Here is a 16,951-nt window from a genome sequence, read left to right as displayed (position 1 = left end):
AACGCAAACTCTACTAAAACCCAGCGCGCGCACCACACCCAACCCGCGCGCTAGGCCGTCGGCCGCCAGAAGCCGCGAAACGGCATGCCGATGTTCTCGGTGCGCACCGGGTTGAGCTGGACGGGGTCGCCCGCCTCGATCATCATCCCGTCGCCGGCGTACATGGCCACGTGCCCGTCCCACACCACCAGGTCGCCTTCCTGCAGGTCCTCGTAGGCAACCTGCTGGCCGATTGCCTGCTCCGCGGCGGTGCGCGGAATGTCCACCCCGGCCTGGTTATACGCCCACGAGGTCAGCCCCGAGCAATCGAATCCGCCCGGCTGGCTGCCGCCCCACACGTACGGGGTGCCCAGCTGCGACTTCGCGGCCTGCACTGCGGCGTTGCCCGCGGCGTTGGGGCGCTCGTCGAGCTCGCCGGAGACCGGGTGGTTCGGCTCCAGCGGGGCGACATCTGCGGAGGCATTGGTGGGGGTGACCTGCGGGGCGTCGGCAAGCGAGCGCAGCGTGTGCTCGGCCTGCTGGGCAATTGGCGACGCCTTGAGCGCCTGCTGTCCCTGACGCGCCGCTGTCGTTTCGTTGAGCTTATGCGCCAGGCTGTCGAGGTCCTTGCCGAGCGAGTCCAGGATCAGCCCAGCGCGGGTCAGCCCGGCAGCGACGACGGGCGCGGCCGCGGCGAGCTGGGCAAGCGGGCCGCCGGCCGTAGCCGCGCCGGCGGCGGCAAGCGCGTTGCGAACCATCGAATTCGCGGTGGAAACCAGCTCGGCGACCGCCGTGGTGACGTACACACCGCCGGCGACGACCAGGTCGCTGATCTCGTCGCGCTGCGCGGCAAGCGACACCGCGGCCTCCTGGAAACGCTGCGGGTCACCGCCGACCATGCCGGCGAGTGCTGCGAAGTCGTCAAAACCGGGCGTGGAAAACGGCGGCAAAGTCGGGATCGGTTCGGGGCAGGCCCCGAGGATCTTGCCCATCGCGTAAATCGGGTCGATCGGTGAGCCCTTGGCCACGTTGAGCGTGGCGTCCACCGTGGGGTGCTGAGCGAATTGGGTCAGCGCGGTGCCGAGTGTCTGCGTGTTCACAGTCCCGCCTCCAGACACTGTCCGGTGGACTCGTCGACCAAGTTGGCCGCCCGGGCCGTTAAGTCCATGTTGCCGGCGATGCGGTGGGCCGCCTCACACAGCTCGTCGGCCTTGCCGTTGGCGCAGGCAATGGCGTCATCGACGGCGCGGGCGAAGTTGGCCACGGGCCCGAGTTCCGGGATGGGTAGGTGGGAAAGGTGGTTGAGCGCGCCGGCATCAGCGCGCAGTGAGTCGGTGTGCGAATTCACGAGCGAGGCTTCAAGTTCAAATACGTCCATGCGTAGTTAGACGCACGCAACACCCCTCCGGTTCCCTCTGAATGTGAAAAAGCTTGAAGCGAGGGCGAAATCCTCGTCTACCATTGGGCCCTATGGACATCACCGTTGTGGAACACCCCCTGGCCGCCTCCCGTTTGACCATCATGCGCGACGAGCGCAGTAACAACGCCGCCTTCCGCGCAGCGCTCGCGGACTTAGGCGCCATGCTCATCTACGAGGCCTGCCGCGACCTCGAGGTGGAAACCTTCGACACCATCACGCCCGTGGCCACCGCGCGCGGTTCCCGGCTGCGCACCCCGCCGATTATCGTGCCGATCATCCGCGCCGGTCTCGGCATGATCGACCCGGCGTTGTCGATGATCCCGGATGCACAGGTCGGTTTCATCGGCATGGCGCGCGACGAAAAAACGCACCAGCCGGTGCCGTACCTCGAGGCGCTGCCGGAGGACCTGTCGGGCCAGCCGGTGTTTTTGGTGGACCCGATGCTGGCCACCGGCGGCTCGCTCATCCATGCGATCGACCTGTTGGTCGCGCGCGGGGCGGACGATATTACGTGCGTGTGCATGGTGAGTGCGCAGCCGGGCGTCGACAAGCTCAAAGCGCACGGCGGGCCGGTCCGGCTGATCACTGCCGCGATCGACCCGGGGCTCAACGAGCAGGCCTATATCGTGCCGGGCCTGGGCGATGCGGGCGACCGTCTCTACGGCCCGCGCAATATTGACTTGTAAGGGGGCGCGTAGACTTAACACGTTCAACACGAAATACGCGAGGCAGAAGGAGGCGCAGTGGCAGAAACGGCATCGATCGCGGCGGCCGTCGACGCTTGGGTGGCGCAGCACCACGAGGAGATTTTGGGGTGGCGTCGCCATCTGCACTCGCACCCGGAGCTGTCCGACGAAGAGGTCGAGACCACCAAGTTTTTGCACGGCGTGCTGGTCGCGCACGGCCTGCAGCCAGTGCCCTTTCCCGGCACGGGCCTGTACGTGGACATCGGCCCGGAGACGGGGGAGCGCCTCGCGTTTCGCGCAGACATTGACGCGCTGAAAGTCACCGAGCAGACCGGTCTGCCTTTCGCCTCGACCGTGCAGGGGGTCTCCCACGCCTGCGGCCACGACGTGCACACCACCGTCGCCCTGGCGCTCGCCTGTGCGCTTGCCGACGTCGACCTGCCCCACGGCGTACGCGTCATCTTCCAGCCGGCCGAAGAGGTCATGGGCGGCGGGGCGCTCGACGTGATCAAGTGGGGCGGGCTCGAAGGCGTGCGCACCATCTACGCGCTGCACGCGGAGCCGAAACTGCGCGTGGGCCAGGTCGGGGTGCGCGCCGGGGCGATCACCTCGGCCTCCGACGTGCTGCGCCTGCGGGTCGAAGGCCCGGGCGGGCACACCTCGCGCCCGCAGCTGACCGCGGACGTGGTCTACGCGCTCGGCGCGCTGATCACCCAGCTGCCGGCGTTGTTGTCGCGGCGCGTGGACCCGCGCACCGGCACCGTTTTAGTCTTCGGGCACGTGGACGCCGGCGATGCGCCGAACGCGATCCCGAAGGCGGGCGTGCTCGAGGGCACGATCCGCACCGCCGACATCACCACGTGGCGCGGGCTGGAGGACCTGCTCACGGACCTCATCGACCTGGTTGTCGCCCCGACGGGCTGCACCTATCACCTCGACTACGTGCGCGGGGTGCCGCCCGTGCTCAACGACGACGCGGCGACCGCCCTTGCCGCCACCGCCGGCCGCGCCGTGGACCCGCACGCCATCGTCACGGCCCCACAGTCGTCCGGCGGGGAGGACTTTTCCTGGTACCTCGAGCACGTGCCCGGTGCGATGGTGCGCCTCGGCGCGTGGAGCGGGGCGGGCGAGAAGTTCGACCTGCACCAGGGCAACCTGAATATCGATGAGCGCGCCATCGCCGTCGGCGTGCGCTTCTTCGGCTCGGTGGTGGAGCAGTACTTCAACGCGCAACCAGCGCCGCCAGCAGCCGGCCGGTAGACTAGCGCAGGAAAAACTACGTACAAGCACTAAGGGGAGAAGAACTCGGTGTCGAAGAAGATCGTCATTGTTGGTGGAGGCCCGGCGGGCTACGAGGCGGCGCTGGTCGCGTCGAACTACGGTGCAGAGATCATCGTGGTCGAGGACCAGGGTGCGGGCGGTTCGGCGATCCGGAAGGACGTGGTGCCGTCGAAAAGCTTCATTGCGGGCGCCAACATTAAGACGGACTTGCGCCGCGCCGACGACATGGGGCTCAACCACGGCCTGGGCGAAGCGAAGCTGGCACTGAGCGCGCTGAACAACCGCGTGGTGGCGCTGGCCGCCGAGCAGTCGCGCGACATCCGCGAGCAGCTCGACCGCGTGGGCGTGCGATTTATCGACGGGCGAGCGCGCTTTAACGACGAGCAGAAGGGCCACACCACCCACAGCCTCGAGGTCGAGCTTGCCGACGGCACGACCGAGGAGATCACCTGCGACATGGTGCTCGTCTGTACTGGTGCGAGCCCGCGCGTGCTCAAGGGGGCCGAGCCGGACGGGGAGCGCATCCTCAACTGGCGCCAGATGTACAACCTCATCGAGATGCCGACCCACCTCATCGTGGTCGGCTCCGGCGTGACCGGCGCGGAGTTCGTCTCCGCCTTCGCCGAGCTGGGCGTGAAGGTTACGATGGTGGCGTCTCGCAACCGCATCCTGCCGCACGACGACGCGGATGCCGCCGACGTGCTCGAGACCGTCCTGGGCAACCTCGGCGTGCAGCTGGAAAAGGACGCGCGCGTGGAACGAGTGGAAAACACCGGCGACGGCGTGATCGTCCACACCACCGACGGGCGCGCCATCGAGGGATCGCACGTGATGATGTCCATCGGCTCGATCCCGAACACCGCGGACCTGAACCTGGAGGCCGCCGGCGTAGAGACCACCCAGTCCGGCCACATCCACGTCGACCGCGTCTCGCGCACCAACGTCGCCGGTATTTACGCCGCGGGCGACTGCACGGACCTCATGCCGCTGGCCTCTGTTGCTGCCCAGCAGGGCCGCATCGCCGTCGACCACGCGCTCGGCGAGGGCGTCAAACCGCTGCGCATCAAGACCGTGGGCAACGCCGTGTTCACCCGCCCGGAGATCGCCGCGGTGGGCGTGACCGAGCAGGAGATCAAGGACGGCAAGATCGCCGCCGACGTGTACAAACTCGAGCTGGCCACCAACGCGCGCGCGAAGATGCGCTCGCTGCAGCACGGCTTTGTCAAGATCTTCGCTCGGAAGGGCTCCGGCCAGGTCGTCGGCGGCGTGATCGTCGCGCCGACCGCCTCCGAGCTCATCCACTCGCTGACCATCGCGGTGGCGAACAATCTCACCGTCGCGCAGCTGGCCAACTCCATGGCGGTCTACCCGTCGCTGTCCGGCTCGGTGACCGAAGCCGCGCGCCGCCTGGTCAAGAAGTCAGACCTGGACTAGCTCAAAGCGCCGGGAAAGCCCGCTGCGGACATTCGCGCCGCGGGCAGGTCTCGCAGCCGGGCCCGATCGGGGTGGCGGAGTCCGGCGAGAGGTCGAGCCCGTCGGCGTAGACCATGCGGTCGGCGTGGGCTGCATCGCAGCCGAGCGCCACTGCGTTTTCTTTGCGGGGCGCGCCGAATTCCACGGCCGGGCCCTGCACCATCCGCGCCACCCACAGGTACGTGCGCCCATCGGGCATGACGGAGACCTGCCGGGTGACGCGGTTTGGCGTTTCGAAGGCGCGGTGGACCACCCACAGCGGGCAGGTGCCGCCGCGCTGCGAAAAGTGGAACGAGGTGGTGGACTGCCGCTTCGAGATATTGCCCGCCCGGTCCGTGCGGATAAACACGAAGGGGATCGCGGCCGCGCCGGGGCGCTGCAGCGTGCCGAGGCGTTGGCAGGTCGACTCGAAGCCGGTGCCGAAGCGGGCGGAGATAACGTCGATGTCGTAGCGGGTTTCCTCCGCCGCCTCCAGAATGAGCGAGTACGGCATCGTGGCGGCGGCCGCGAAATACTGCGCAAGTCCGTGGCGGGCGAGTTGGCGGGCGCGGGGAGTGGTGATGGGGGAGGTGTGGGCGTCGAGAAGCTGGCGGTGTGCGATGGAGGCGTAGTGGTAGGACAGCTCGAAGCACTGCTGGGCCTCGGAAAGGCCGGTGCGGACGCGGATTTCGCGGCTGGCGGCATCCGCGAGTGAGCGCTCGCCGCCGGTGGGCTGGTTGAAGCGCACGGTGTAGCCGTAGTCGCGGTCGAGGGTGCCGGCGATGCTGGTCAGCCGCAGCTGGCGGGTGTGCGCGTCGGCGGCGAAGTCCTCGGCGGCGCAGTCGAGGTCGTGGAAGTAGTTGTTGTGCTGCTGAAAGAAGTCGCGGACCACGATGTGGGGGTTGCTCGCGGTGCCCGAGATGAGCCCGGGCAGCGCCTTGATGCCTTCGGCGACGGCGGGGTAGCGCAGGGCGATGTCGGCGAGGTCGGCATCGGGGACGTCGGGAAGCAGCTCGGCGAGCTCACCGGCGAGGCGCTGTTCGGCGGCGGGGGAGAAGTAGCTGGCGTCGAGGCCGAAGACTTGGGTCAGCTGCAGCAGGACGGTGACGGTCAGCGGCCGCTGGTCGTTTTCGAGTTGGTTGAGGTAGCTGGTGGAGATGCCGAGTTTGCGCGCCATGTCCACCTGAGTCAGCCCCTCGGTCGCGCGCAGCGTGTGAATTCGTGCCCCCGCGTAGTGTTTGCTCATTGCGTCTCGCCTTTGCTTCCGTGCCCTGAACTGTGTTTTTACAAAGTTTACAAAAAGTGCGTAGTCATGACACTCAATTCCACAGATTGGACAATGACGTGGGCCACATTCGCGCCCCTAGTATGAGTTGCAACAACAGGGCGCTCGCTTATCGACGCCCACTCGTCCCCACACACGCCGAGGAGTTGCACACCACATGATCAACCACGAAGTCCGCACCCGGAAGTCCGCCGACGACTTCCCCATCGAAGAGCACCTGGCCTACAAGGTGGCCAAGGTCGCGGCCGACCCGGTCGAGGTACCGGAGGAGACCCGCGAGATGATCATCAACCGCATCATCGACAACGCGTCGGTCGCAGTCGCCTCCTACGGTCGCCGCCCCGTCGCCACGGCCCGCGCCATGGCCGAAGCACACCCGGTCGCGGAGGGCGGCGCGCAGATCTTCGGCATCGACGGCTCGTTCTCCGCCGAGTGGGCCGCCTTCGCCAACGGCACCGCCGTGCGCGAGCTCGACTTCCACGACACCTTCCTCGCCGCCGAATACTCCCACCCGGGCGACAACATCCCGCCGATCCTCGCGGTGGCCCAGCACAAGGGCCTCGACGGCAAGGCGCTGATCCGCGGCATCGCCACCGGCTACGAGATCCAGGTCAACCTGGTCAAGGGCATCTGCCTGCACGAGTGGAAGATTGACCACGTCGCGCACCTTGGCCCGTCGGTTGCTGCCGGTATCGGCACGATGCTTGAGCTGGACGTGGACACCATCTACCAGGCCGTCGGCCAGGCGCTGCACACCACGACCGCAACCCGTCAGTCCCGCAAGGGCCTGATCTCCTCCTGGAAGGCCTCCGCCCCGGCGTTCGCCGGCAAGATGGGCATCGAGGCCGTCGACCGCACCATGCGCGGCGAGGGTGCCCCGGCCCCGATCTGGGAGGGCGAGGACGGCTTCATCGCCTGGATGCTGCACTCCCCGGAGCGCACCTACATCGTCCCGCTGCCGGCCGACGGCGAGGCCAAGCGCGCCATCTTGGAGACCTACACCAAGGAACACTCCGCCGAGTACCAGGCGCAGGCCCCGATCGACCTGGCGCGCCGCATGAAGCAGACCATCGCCGATGCTGGCAAGTCCACCGCCGACATCGAATCCATCGTCCTGCACACCTCGCACCACACCCACTACGTCATCGGCACCGGCGCGAACGACCCGCAGAAGATGGATCCCACCGCATCTCGCGAAACCCTTGACCACTCAATCATGTACATGTTTGCCGTCGCGCTCGAGGACGGCACCTGGCACCACGTCAACTCCTACACCCCGGAGCGCGCCGGCCGGAAGGAAACCGTCGAGCTGTGGCACAAGATCTCCACGGTCGAAGACGAGGAGTGGACCCGCCGCTACCACTCGCAGGACCCGAACGAGAAGGCCTTCGGCTGCCGCGCCGTGATCACCTTCGCGGACGGCACCGTCATCGAAGACGAGATGGCCGTCGCCGACGCCCACCCGTTCGGCGCCCGCCCGTTCGAGCGCGAAAACTACATCACCAAGTTCCGCACCCTCGCCGAGGGCATCGTCACCCCGGAGGAGCAGGACCGCTTCCTCGCGGCCGTGCAGAACCTGGAAAACCTCACCGACCTGTCCGAGCTCAACGTCGCGGTCAGCGACGAGGCGAAGGCGAACGCACCCGAAATCCCAGGAGGTATTTTCTAAATGTTTGCGCCAGAAAAGACGCCGCATGAGCGTCGCAAAGCACTGCGCGAGTCGCTGAACGCGGAGACCATCACGAAGCTGCCGGGCGCGTTCAACCCGCTCACCGCCCGCCTGATCGAGGACATCGGCGCATTCGAAGGCGCCTACGTCTCCGGCGCGGTGGTGGCCAACGATCTGGGCCTGCCGGACATCGGGCTGACCACCTTGTCTGAGGTGGCCAACCGCGGCGGCCAGATCGCGCGCGCGACCAACCTGCCGGTGCTCATCGACGCCGACACCGGCTTCGGCGAGCCCATGAGCGCCGCCCGCACCGTCGCCGAGTTCGAGGCGGTTGGCCTGGCTGGCCTCCACCTGGAGGACCAGGTCAACCCGAAGCGCTGCGGGCACCTCGACGGCAAGGAAGTCGTGCCGCGCGACCTGATGGTCCGCCGCATCACCGCGGCGGTGCGCGAGCGCTCCGACGACCAGTTCGTCATCTGCGCCCGCACCGATGCCGCCGGCATCGAAGGCATCGACGAGGCCATCGAGCGGGCGAAGGCCTACGCCGACGCCGGTGCGGACCTCATCTTCACCGAGGCCCTGTACTCGGAGGAAGACTTTGCCAAGTTCCGCGCCGCCGTGGACACCCCGCTTTTGGCCAACATGACGGAGTTCGGCAAGACCGAACTCCTGTCGGCCAACACGCTGCAGAACCTCGGCTACAACGCCGTGATCTGGCCGGTGACCACGTTCCGCATCGCCATGGGCCAGACCGAAGCCATGCTGCGCGACATCGCGGCAACCGGCACCCAGACCGAATGGTTGGACAAGATGCAGCACCGCTCGCGCCTCTACGAGCTGGTCCGCTACAACGAGTACAACCAGTTCGACCAGTCGGTCTTTACCTACTCGAAGGACAGCTACAAGCCGACCTTCGAGTAGGCAGCACCCCCATCCCTCACCCATTAATCCAACAAGGAGTACACACCATGTCTGATCAGGAAATCCGCAAGGGCCTCGCCGGCGTCGTCGCCGACTACACCGCTATCTCCAAGGTCAACCCGGAGACCAACTCACTGCTCTACCAGGGCTACCCGGTGCACGAGCTGGCTGAGAAGTGCAGCTTCGAGGACGTCGCCTACCTGCTGTGGCACGGCGAGCTGCCGGACGAGCAGGGCCGCGAAGAGTTCCGCACAGGCTGCATGACCAACCGCGACATCGACGAGGAACTCATCCAGGTCATCAACTTCCTGCCGAAGGACTGCCACCCGATGGACGTGCTGCGCACCGCAGTGTCCTTCCTGGGTACCCGCGACGAGTACAAGTTCACCCCGAACTCCGAGCACATCCGCAAGATCGGCACCCAGCTTCTGGCGAAGCTGCCCACCGTCGTGGCCACCGACATCCGCCGCCGCCAGGGCAAGGACTACATCGCCCCGACCAAGGACAAGAGCTTCAGCGAGAACTTCCTGTGGATGGTCTTCGGTGACGAGGAAGGCTCGCCGGCAACCATCCCGTCGGATATCGAAGCGTTTGAGAAGACCATGATCCTGTATGCGGAGCACTCCTTCAACGCCTCGACCTTCACCGCCCGCACCGTGACCTCCACGCAGGCCGATGCATGGTCTGCTATCACCGCTGCCATCGGCGCGCTGAAGGGCCCGCTGCACGGTGGTGCGAACGAGTTCGTCATGCACCACATGGAGGAGATCGGCGACCCGGCGAACGCTGAGCAGTGGTGCCTGGACAAGCTGAAGAACAAGGAACTGGTCATGGGCTTCGGCCACCGCGTGTACAAGAAGGGCGACTCGCGCGTGCCGACCATGGAGGCCGCGTTCAAGAAGCTCGCCGCCGAGCACCCGGAGAAGGATTCCCAGAAGTGGGTGGAGATCTACGACATCATGGCGAAGACGATGTACGAGAACACCTCCATCAACATCAAGCCCAACTTGGACTTCCCGTCCGGCCCGTCCTACTACATCCTGGGCTTTGACATCGAGTTCTTCACCCCGTTGTTCGTCATGTCGCGCATCACCGGTTGGATCGCCCACATCATCGAGCAGTACGAGAACAACTCGCTGATCCGCCCGCTGTCCGCCTACAACGGCCCGGAGGAGCGCCACCTCTAAGCGCTCTTCGCTTTCCGACGCCCCGCTGCCCGCAGCCCGCCGGCCTCACCGCCGGCGGGCTGCGGTGCGTCAAGGGCCGTGGGGGACCACCCCCGTTTCACACATTTCCTACATAAAAATGACCATTACGGAGCGGAAAAGCGGTATGATCGACCTGCTGTGTTCGACATGCGAACCGCGCGCTTCTTGCACAAAAGCGAAAGGACTTACCCTCAGTGGACACGCTTCCTCTTAACGACCTACCCGCATTCAAGAAGATCCTCGTTGCGAACCGCGGCGAGATCGCCGTGAGAGCGTTCCGTGCCGCGTTCGAAACCGGTGCGAAAACGGTCGCCGTTTACCCCCGGGAGGACCGCAACTCCTTCCACCGGCCGTTCGCGGACGAAGCGGTGCAGATCGGCACCGAAGGCCAGCCGGTCAAGGCGTACCTCGACATCGACGAGATCATCCGCGCCGCGAAGGAAACCGGTGCCGATGCCGTGTACCCGGGCTACGGCTTCCTCTCCGAGCGCGCCGATCTCGCCCGCGCCTGTGCCGCCAACGGTATTAAGTTCATCGGCCCGACCCCGGAGACCCTGGACCTGACCGGCGACAAGTCCGCCGCGGTGCACGCCGCCGAGCGCGCCGGCCTGCCCACGCTGAAGGACTCCGAGCCCTCGGCCGACCCGAAGCAGCTGGCCGAGTACGCCAAGGACTTCCAATTCCCCGTCTTCGTCAAGGCCGTTGCCGGTGGCGGCGGGCGCGGCATGCGTTTTATTGAGAAGCCCGAGGACGTCGAGGCGCTCGCCGCCGAGGCATCCCGCGAGGCGGAGGCCGCCTTCGGCGACCCGAACGTCTACATCGAGCGCGCCGTGATCAACCCGCAGCACATCGAGGTGCAGGTCATGGCCGACGCTTACGGCAACGTGGTTCACCTCTACGAGCGCGACTGCTCCCTGCAGCGCCGCCACCAGAAGGTCGTCGAGATCGCGCCCGCGCAGCACATCACCGAGGAACAGCGCCAGCGCATCTGCGCCGACGCCGTGGCGTTTTGTAAAGAGATCAACTACGAGGGCGCCGGCACCGTCGAGTTCCTCGTGGACGAGGACGGCAACCACGTCTTCATCGAGATGAACCCGCGCGTGCAGGTCGAGCACACGGTGACCGAGGAGGTCACCGGCGTGGACATCGTGAAGAACCAGATGTACATCGCCGCGGGCGCCAAGCTCGCGGACATCCACTTGGAGCAGGACCTCATCGAGGTCAACGGTGCCGCCCTGCAGTGCCGCATCACCACCGAGGACCCGAACAACGGCTTCCGCCCGGACTCCGGCACCGTGACCGGCTACCGCTCCCCGGGCGGTGCGGGCGTGCGCCTCGACGGCTCCGTGGCCGTGGGCACCGTGATCACCCCGAACTTCGACTCGCTTTTGGTCAAGATGACCTGCCGTGGCCGCAACTTCCAGGTTGCCGTCGACCGCGCCCTGCGCGCGCTCAACGAGTTCGCCGTCAACGGTGTCTCCACCAACATCGGCTTCCTGCGCGCGCTGCTGTCGCAGCAGGACTTCCAGAAGGAGCGCATCAACACCGGCTACATCGCCGCGCACCCCTTCCTGCTCGAGGCCCCGCCGGCTGCCGACGACGCCGGCAAGATCCTCGACTACCTCGCCTCCGTGACGGTCAACCAGCCGAACGGCCCGCGCCCGTCGGAAATCCGCCCGTCGAAGAAGCTGCCCACCACCGATTACGGTGAGATGCCGCGCGGCTCCCGCGACGAGCTGCTCGAGCTCGGCCCGAAAAAGTGGGCGGAGAAGCTGCGCAACCAGACCGCGCTCGGCGTGACCGAGACGACCTTCCGCGACGCGCACCAGTCGCTTTTGGCCACCCGCATCCGCACGAACACGCTGGTCGCGGCGGCGAAGCATGTCGGCCACCTCACCCCGGAGCTGACCTCCGTGGAGGCTTGGGGCGGCGCGACCTACGACGTGGGCATGCGCTTCTTGCACGAGTCGCCGTGGATGCGCCTGGACGAGCTGCGCGAGGCAATGCCGAACGTGAACATCCAGATGCTGCTGCGCGGCCGCAACACGGTCGGCTACACCCCGTACCCGGACTCCGTGACCCGCGCCTTCGTGCAGGAGGCTGCGAACTCCGGCATTGACATCTTCCGCATCTTCGACGCGCTCAACGACGTCTCGCAGATGCGCCCGGCCATCGACGCCGTGCTGGAGACCAACACCACCGTCGCCGAGGTCGCCATGGCGTACTCGGGCAACCTGCTCGACCCGAACGAGGACCTCTACACGCTGGATTACTACCTCAAGCTGGCGGAGCAGATTGTCGACGCCGGCGCGCACGTCCTTGCCATCAAGGACATGGCCGGCCTCATGCGCCCGGGCGCGGCGGCGAAGCTCGTCTCTGCGCTGCGCGAGCGCTTCGACCTGCCGGTCCACGTGCACACCCACGACACCGCGGGCGGCCAGCTGGCCACCTACCTCGCCGCCGCCAACGCCGGCGCGGACGTCGTCGACGTGGCATCTGCGCCGCTGGCCGGCACGACCTCGCAGCCGTCGATGTCCGCACTCGTTGCCGCGTTTGCGAACACGGAGCGCGACACCGGCATCTCGCTGCAGGCAGTCTCCGACATGGAGCCCTACTGGGAGGCCGTGCGCCAGGTCTACGCGCCGTTCGAGTCCGGCATCCCCGGCCCGACCGGTCGCGTGTACAAGCACGAGATCCCGGGCGGCCAGCTGTCCAACCTGCGTACGCAGGCCAACGCCCTGGGCCTGGGCGATCGTTTCGAGCTGATCGAGGACTACTACGCCGCGGTCAACGAGATCCTCGGCCGCCCCACCAAGGTCACCCCGTCGTCGAAGGTCGTCGGCGACCTGGCGTTGCACCTCGTGGGCGCGGGCGTGGACCCGAAGGACTTCGCGGCCAACCCGCGCAAGTACGACATCCCTGAGTCCGTCATCGGCTTCCTGCAGGGTGAGCTCGGTACGCCTCCGGGCGGCTGGCCGCTGCTTCGCGACGCCGCACTCGCCGACCGCAGCCCCGTCGACCACACCGTCGAGGTGCCGGCCGAGCTCGAGGGCGACCTGGCCTCCGAGGACCACACCACCCGCCGCGCGGCGCTGGACAAGCTGCTGTTCCCGAAGCAGTACGCGGAGTTCCTCGAGCACCGTCGCACCTATGGTGTGACCGACCAGCTCTCTGACAAGACCTTCTTCTACGGTCTGGTCGAGGGCGAGGAGACCATGATCTGGTACGGCGAGATCGACGAGCAGCGCCCGCCGCTGTCCGTGCGCCTCGACGCCGTCGGCGAGCCGGACGAGAAGGGCATGCGACAGGTCATCCTCACCGTCAACGGGCAGATCCGCCCGATGCTGGTGCGCGACGAGAGCGCCGAGTCCACGGTCGCGGAGGCCGAGAAGGCCGATCCTTCGAACCCAGGCCACGTGGCCGCACCGTTCGCGGGCGTAGTCAACGTCACCGCGAAGGTCGGCGACGAGGTCAAGGCCGGCGACCAAGTCGCTACGATCGAGGCGATGAAGATGGAGGCCGGTATTTCCGCCACCCAGGACGGCACGATCGAGCGCCTCGCGTTCACGCAGCCGACCAAGGTGGAGGGCGGCGACCTGGTGGTCGTCATCTCCTAGCGGCGTTTTTGCCCGCCCGAGCGCTCGAGTAGACTCGGGAGGGTGAAAAAACTCGTTGTGGCCTGCGGTGTAACGGCGCTTGCGCTGTCTCACACTGCAGCGACCGCAGCGGAGCCGATGGTGGTGGACCAGGGCGACGCGATCGTCGTGAATGGTTCCGCGTGTACCGTCGGCTTCAACCAAGGCGCATCCAGCTACACCGCAGCACACTGCGGGGAAAGTGGCGACAGGGTGCGCCTTTTGCTTGCCGACGGCACGTTGTCCCCAGAAGCCGGCACCCTCACCAACTCCGCTGCGAGCGAGGGCACGACGAACGACTGGGCGCGCATCGACTGGGACGCGGGCGTCGCGCTCGGGCCTAACGAGTACAGCGGCGACGAGGTCGTTGCCTTAGACACTGTGCGACGCGGCGAGCAGGTGTGCACCTACGGCTGGTCCACGCGAGCCACGACCTGCGGCACGTTCCACGCGCAGGTGGGCAACTCCTTCCTCGTCGACATCGCGCCGGGCAAGGGCGGCGACTCGGGCGGGCCGCTGTGGATCCCGGGGCGCGGGTTCCTCGGCGTGCACTCCGCGACGGTGTCCGGGCGCAACAACGACACCGGTGCCACGAAGACCATGCTGCTCGGCGCAACGACGGCCGACGGCGGCGACATTCAGGAGGAGGTGGAGGACGCCTTCCTCGACTACTTCTCCGCTCACCGGGCGCAGGCGGGCGCGCCGAAGCCCCCGCCGACGGCGGCGGGTGTCGTCATCGCCGAGGACAACGCAGCCCAGGAACCCGGTGGGGATTCCTGGTACATGGCGGCGCTGATCGGCGTCGTCGCGTTGTTGACCGTGGTGATCAACCTGGTGCTCTAGGTCGGTGCGCCTTGGGCGGGTCCGCCGATGGGTGTGTCGGTGTCGGTGTAGTCGCGGCCGGTGAATATCGGTGTGGTGTATTTGGGGCCGATCCAGGCGATGCGTCCGTTGATGCGTGTCATCCGGCCGCGGTCGGGTTGGCCGTTGACGGCGTTGTGGTGCGGGCACAGCCAGCACATATTCGCCGGGTGGGTCTCGCCACCGTGGGCGTAGTCGGTCAGGTGGTGCGCCTGGCACTTCGAGATCGGTGTGGTGCAGTCCGGCCAGCAGCACGTCGGCGAGTCCGCCTCCAGTGCCAGGCGTTGCACGGGTGAGGCAAGGCGTGCCCGGTGGGTGTTAATCGGGCCTAAGTGTGGTGCGGCCAGGGTGATATAGCCGTCGGGCAGGATATGCCGGCGCAGGATTTGGCTGGTGGTCATCCTCACCCCGGTATTGGTCACCACTACTGGTTCTTGGTCGGGTGAATCGTCGGTGCCGGAAAGGACATGGTCGATGTCCTTGTCGGTGATAATGGCGTGGATTGCCACGGGTGCTTGGACGATGTGGCGGTTGTTGACCAGCCAGTCGATCGGGTCGATGGGTTGTCCGTTGTCGTCGGGGGTCTCGAATGTGGTGACCAGATCTTGGAGGTCGTTGGTGGGGCCGGTGAGGCGGATGATGAATTTGTCGTGTGTTTCGCTGCGTTGGATGCGCACCCCGTCTTGTGGCACGCGCGGTGGCAGGTAGGTTTTGCGCAGCCGGGCGGCGCGTTTGCTGATGGTGGTGGTGTCGCCTGCGGTGGCGCATAGCTGCGCGGTGTATTCCCAGCGTTTGGTGGGGTTGGTGATGCGCCTGGCGGTGCGCTCGATGAGTTCTAGGGTTTCGATGCAGTGCCGGTTGGCTTCTGCCGCACTGCGTGCCTCTGCTTGAACACGTGAGTGGCTGGTCGGCCGGAAAAACCTGCGCGCGAGGCGTACGAGTGTCTCGGCGTAGTCGTCGGCCGCGCCCATCCCGATGAGCGTATCCGCATCGAGGCCTGTCTCGTAGACAAGTCGGAGTGCGGCGATTCCCCCTGCTTTGAAGGCCAGAAAAGCCCGAAGTTCATGTTGTTCCCCCATAGGCCCACAACCTAGCGCAGGCCACAAACCCCCGCAACCTAAAGGTCGAGCGCCATGACGTTGGCGTTGCCTTTGACGTCGTCAAAGCCGAATTGCTCGTAGCGGTGGCGGGCGCGCGGGTTGTCCGGGTCGACCCACAAGGCGAGGCGCTCGGCGCCCTGCTCCTGCCCCAGAAGCACGGCCTGCTCGAGCAAAAGCGCGCCGAGCCTGTGGCCGGCGTAGCGGCCCTCCACGGCGATCGCGAGCTCCGGGATGTCCGGGCCCAGGTTCGCGTGGCCCTGTTCAGGCGACGACCAGTAGCGGAACCAGATACCGCCGGCCGGGGTGTGGAATGCATCGCTGGCGATGATGCCACCATCCGCGTCAGGGTCCCAGCCGTAGATGTACTCGTGCACGCCCGCGACGATGCCTTCGCGCTCGTCTGGTCCCATCGGCGCAGTCTCGTCGCCAAAGACTTCAGTGAGGAAGTTCAGGCGCTGCAGGTAGGTGCGGTCGGCTTCTTTTGCTCTGCGGAAGTGAAATTCCATGTGCCCAACATTACCAAGGGCACCGGTTGTACTATTTGGCCCATGCATACCGTCACTCGCCGCGCCGCAGCCTGTGCCAGCATCCTCGCCATGTACGCCGTTCCCGTCGCACACGCGGAGGAAGTGGTCCAGCAGGGCTCGCAGATCGTCGTCGCGGACGCGTCGACATGCGCCATCGCGTTCAACGACCGCGGCGAAGGCATCAGCTACACCGCCGCCCACTGCGGGCTCACCGGTGAGCGGGTGCGCCTCAAGCGCGCCGACGGGTCGACCTCCGGCGAGATCGGCACCTTCTACCCGTCTTCGCGGTGGGAGAGCGACGGTAACGAGACCGGCAACGACTGGGCGGCGATTCGCTGGGACCCGGGCGTGCGGGTGGGGGCGAATGGCCGGAGTGGGGACACGGTGGCGTCGTTAAGCGAGATGGCGACTGGCGAGCAAGTCTGCACCTTCGGGGTGGCCTCGCGCGAAGTGAAGTGCGGGAGGTTTGCCGGGAGTATCGACAACAACTTCTACTTCGACGGGGCGAGCGGGCAGCACGGCGACTCCGGCGGGCCGGTGTGGTCGCCGCGGCGCGGTTTCCTTGGCGTCTACTCGGGTGTGAGCATCATTTCGACGAAAAGCGGCGGGGAACACCGGCTTGCGCGCGCGTCCGTGCCCAACAACGGCGACGCTGTGACCGCCAACGAAGAGATCAGGCTCATCGCCGACTACTTCCGCGCCCCACAGGTCAACGACCACCGGGCGGAACTGCCTGACGACGCGCTGAGCGGCTCGGCGGCGGGCTCCGCGCGGCGCATCGAGGCCAGCAGTGACCTGGACGAAGGTACGCTGCCGGTTATCGCGATCATCGTCGTCGGGGTGCTGGCGGCCTCGGCGCCGGTGCTGGGGCAAATTCTGCAGACCGTGGCGCAGTGGCGCATCGACGGCCTGCTGCCGCGCTAGCTC

The 16,951-nt window shown here is 66.8% G+C and carries 14 protein-coding genes; 9 read left to right on the top strand and 5 right to left on the bottom strand.

Going from position 1 to position 16,951, the window contains the following annotated elements:
- Positions 1–50 precede the first annotated feature (50 nt).
- Positions 51–1,079 carry a C40 family peptidase gene (locus tag M3G14_RS04205; protein WP_259924860.1) on the bottom strand — a complete coding sequence of 343 codons (1,029 nt, stop codon included), beginning with the start codon at positions 1,077–1,079 and terminating at the stop codon, positions 51–53.
- On the bottom strand, positions 1,076–1,357 hold the full coding sequence (locus M3G14_RS04200) for a hypothetical protein (RefSeq protein WP_259924859.1): 282 nt from the start codon (positions 1,355–1,357) through the stop codon (positions 1,076–1,078). The genes M3G14_RS04205 and M3G14_RS04200 overlap by 4 nt, the downstream gene beginning before the upstream one ends.
- Before the next feature lie 92 nt (positions 1,358–1,449).
- On the opposite strand from M3G14_RS04200, the gene upp reads away from it, so the two are divergent.
- The 3 genes from upp to M3G14_RS04185 are packed head-to-tail and all read left to right on the top strand — an operon-like array spanning position 1,450 to position 4,800.
- Positions 1,450–2,085, top strand: coding sequence for a uracil phosphoribosyltransferase (upp, locus tag M3G14_RS04195; RefSeq protein ID WP_259924858.1), 636 nt, complete (start codon positions 1,450–1,452; stop codon positions 2,083–2,085).
- Between the two features lie 57 nt (positions 2,086–2,142).
- Positions 2,143–3,345 carry an amidohydrolase gene (locus tag M3G14_RS04190; RefSeq protein ID WP_259924857.1) on the top strand — a complete coding sequence of 401 codons (1,203 nt, stop codon included), beginning with the start codon at positions 2,143–2,145 and terminating at the stop codon, positions 3,343–3,345.
- Between the two features lie 48 nt (positions 3,346–3,393).
- The gene (locus tag M3G14_RS04185; protein WP_259924856.1) at positions 3,394–4,800 is read left to right on the top strand and encodes an NAD(P)H-quinone dehydrogenase; all 1,407 of its coding nucleotides are present in this window, start codon (positions 3,394–3,396) and stop codon (positions 4,798–4,800) included.
- Between the two features lies 1 nt (position 4,801).
- On the opposite strand, the gene M3G14_RS04180 is transcribed toward M3G14_RS04185, so the two are convergent.
- On the bottom strand, positions 4,802–6,064 hold the full coding sequence (locus tag M3G14_RS04180) for a short-chain fatty acyl-CoA regulator family protein (protein WP_259924855.1): 1,263 nt from the start codon (positions 6,062–6,064) through the stop codon (positions 4,802–4,804).
- A gap of 196 nt (positions 6,065–6,260) precedes the next feature.
- On the opposite strand from M3G14_RS04180, the gene prpD reads away from it, so the two are divergent.
- The 5 genes from prpD (at position 6,261) to M3G14_RS04155 (ending at position 14,379) form a co-directional block, all read left to right on the top strand.
- On the top strand, positions 6,261–7,772 hold the full coding sequence (gene prpD, locus M3G14_RS04175) for a 2-methylcitrate dehydratase PrpD (protein ID WP_259924854.1): 1,512 nt from the start codon (positions 6,261–6,263) through the stop codon (positions 7,770–7,772).
- On the top strand, positions 7,773–8,693 hold the full coding sequence (gene prpB / locus M3G14_RS04170) for a methylisocitrate lyase (protein WP_259924853.1): 921 nt from the start codon (positions 7,773–7,775) through the stop codon (positions 8,691–8,693).
- A gap of 47 nt (positions 8,694–8,740) precedes the next feature.
- On the top strand, positions 8,741–9,880 hold the full coding sequence (locus M3G14_RS04165; protein WP_259924852.1) for a bifunctional 2-methylcitrate synthase/citrate synthase: 1,140 nt from the start codon (positions 8,741–8,743) through the stop codon (positions 9,878–9,880).
- 215 nt (positions 9,881–10,095) lie between these two features.
- The gene (locus M3G14_RS04160; RefSeq protein WP_259924851.1) at positions 10,096–13,518 is read left to right on the top strand and encodes a pyruvate carboxylase; all 3,423 of its coding nucleotides are present in this window, start codon (positions 10,096–10,098) and stop codon (positions 13,516–13,518) included.
- 42 nt (positions 13,519–13,560) lie between these two features.
- Positions 13,561–14,379 carry a S1 family peptidase gene (locus M3G14_RS04155; RefSeq protein ID WP_259924847.1) on the top strand — a complete coding sequence of 273 codons (819 nt, stop codon included), beginning with the start codon at positions 13,561–13,563 and terminating at the stop codon, positions 14,377–14,379.
- Here the strand turns inward: M3G14_RS04155 and M3G14_RS04150 are convergent.
- Both M3G14_RS04150 and M3G14_RS04145 read right to left on the bottom strand, forming a co-directional pair.
- A complete protein-coding gene (locus M3G14_RS04150) occupies positions 14,376–15,476 on the bottom strand; it encodes an HNH endonuclease signature motif containing protein (protein WP_259924845.1) in 1,101 nt (366 codons plus the stop codon). The genes M3G14_RS04155 and M3G14_RS04150 overlap by 4 nt on opposite strands.
- Before the next feature lie 38 nt (positions 15,477–15,514).
- Positions 15,515–16,003, bottom strand: coding sequence for a GNAT family N-acetyltransferase (locus M3G14_RS04145; protein ID WP_259924844.1), 489 nt, complete (start codon positions 16,001–16,003; stop codon positions 15,515–15,517).
- A gap of 42 nt (positions 16,004–16,045) precedes the next feature.
- Between M3G14_RS04145 and M3G14_RS04140 the strand changes: the two genes are divergently transcribed.
- Positions 16,046–16,948 carry a S1 family peptidase gene (locus tag M3G14_RS04140; RefSeq protein WP_259924841.1) on the top strand — a complete coding sequence of 301 codons (903 nt, stop codon included), beginning with the start codon at positions 16,046–16,048 and terminating at the stop codon, positions 16,946–16,948.
- Positions 16,949–16,951: the final 3 nt, after the last annotated feature.

Origin of the sequence: Corynebacterium sp. p3-SID1056 (assembly GCF_025152525.1) — a bacterium.
In the GTDB taxonomy this organism is placed as follows: domain Bacteria; phylum Actinomycetota; class Actinomycetes; order Mycobacteriales; family Mycobacteriaceae; genus Corynebacterium.
The sequence above is the reverse complement of the archived record's forward strand: the minus strand, read 5'-3'. Positions and strand labels throughout refer to the sequence as shown.

What these genes read in the sequence shown, in the direction of transcription:
- prpD (WP_259924854.1), top strand. Translation starts at nt 6,261, where the DNA reads ATGATCAACCACGAAGTCCGCACCCGGAAGTCCGCCGACGACTTCCCC.
- M3G14_RS04145 (WP_259924844.1), bottom strand. Translation starts at nt 16,003, where the DNA reads ATGGAATTTCACTTCCGCAGAGCAAAAGAAGCCGACCGCACCTACCTG.
- prpB (WP_259924853.1), top strand. Translation starts at nt 7,773, where the DNA reads ATGTTTGCGCCAGAAAAGACGCCGCATGAGCGTCGCAAAGCACTGCGC.
- M3G14_RS04180 (WP_259924855.1), bottom strand. Translation starts at nt 6,064, where the DNA reads ATGAGCAAACACTACGCGGGGGCACGAATTCACACGCTGCGCGCGACC.
- upp (WP_259924858.1), top strand. Translation starts at nt 1,450, where the DNA reads ATGGACATCACCGTTGTGGAACACCCCCTGGCCGCCTCCCGTTTGACC.
- M3G14_RS04140 (WP_259924841.1), top strand. Translation starts at nt 16,046, where the DNA reads ATGCATACCGTCACTCGCCGCGCCGCAGCCTGTGCCAGCATCCTCGCC.
- M3G14_RS04200 (WP_259924859.1), bottom strand. Translation starts at nt 1,357, where the DNA reads ATGGACGTATTTGAACTTGAAGCCTCGCTCGTGAATTCGCACACCGAC.
- M3G14_RS04150 (WP_259924845.1), bottom strand. Translation starts at nt 15,476, where the DNA reads ATGGGGGAACAACATGAACTTCGGGCTTTTCTGGCCTTCAAAGCAGGG.
- M3G14_RS04165 (WP_259924852.1), top strand. Translation starts at nt 8,741, where the DNA reads ATGTCTGATCAGGAAATCCGCAAGGGCCTCGCCGGCGTCGTCGCCGAC.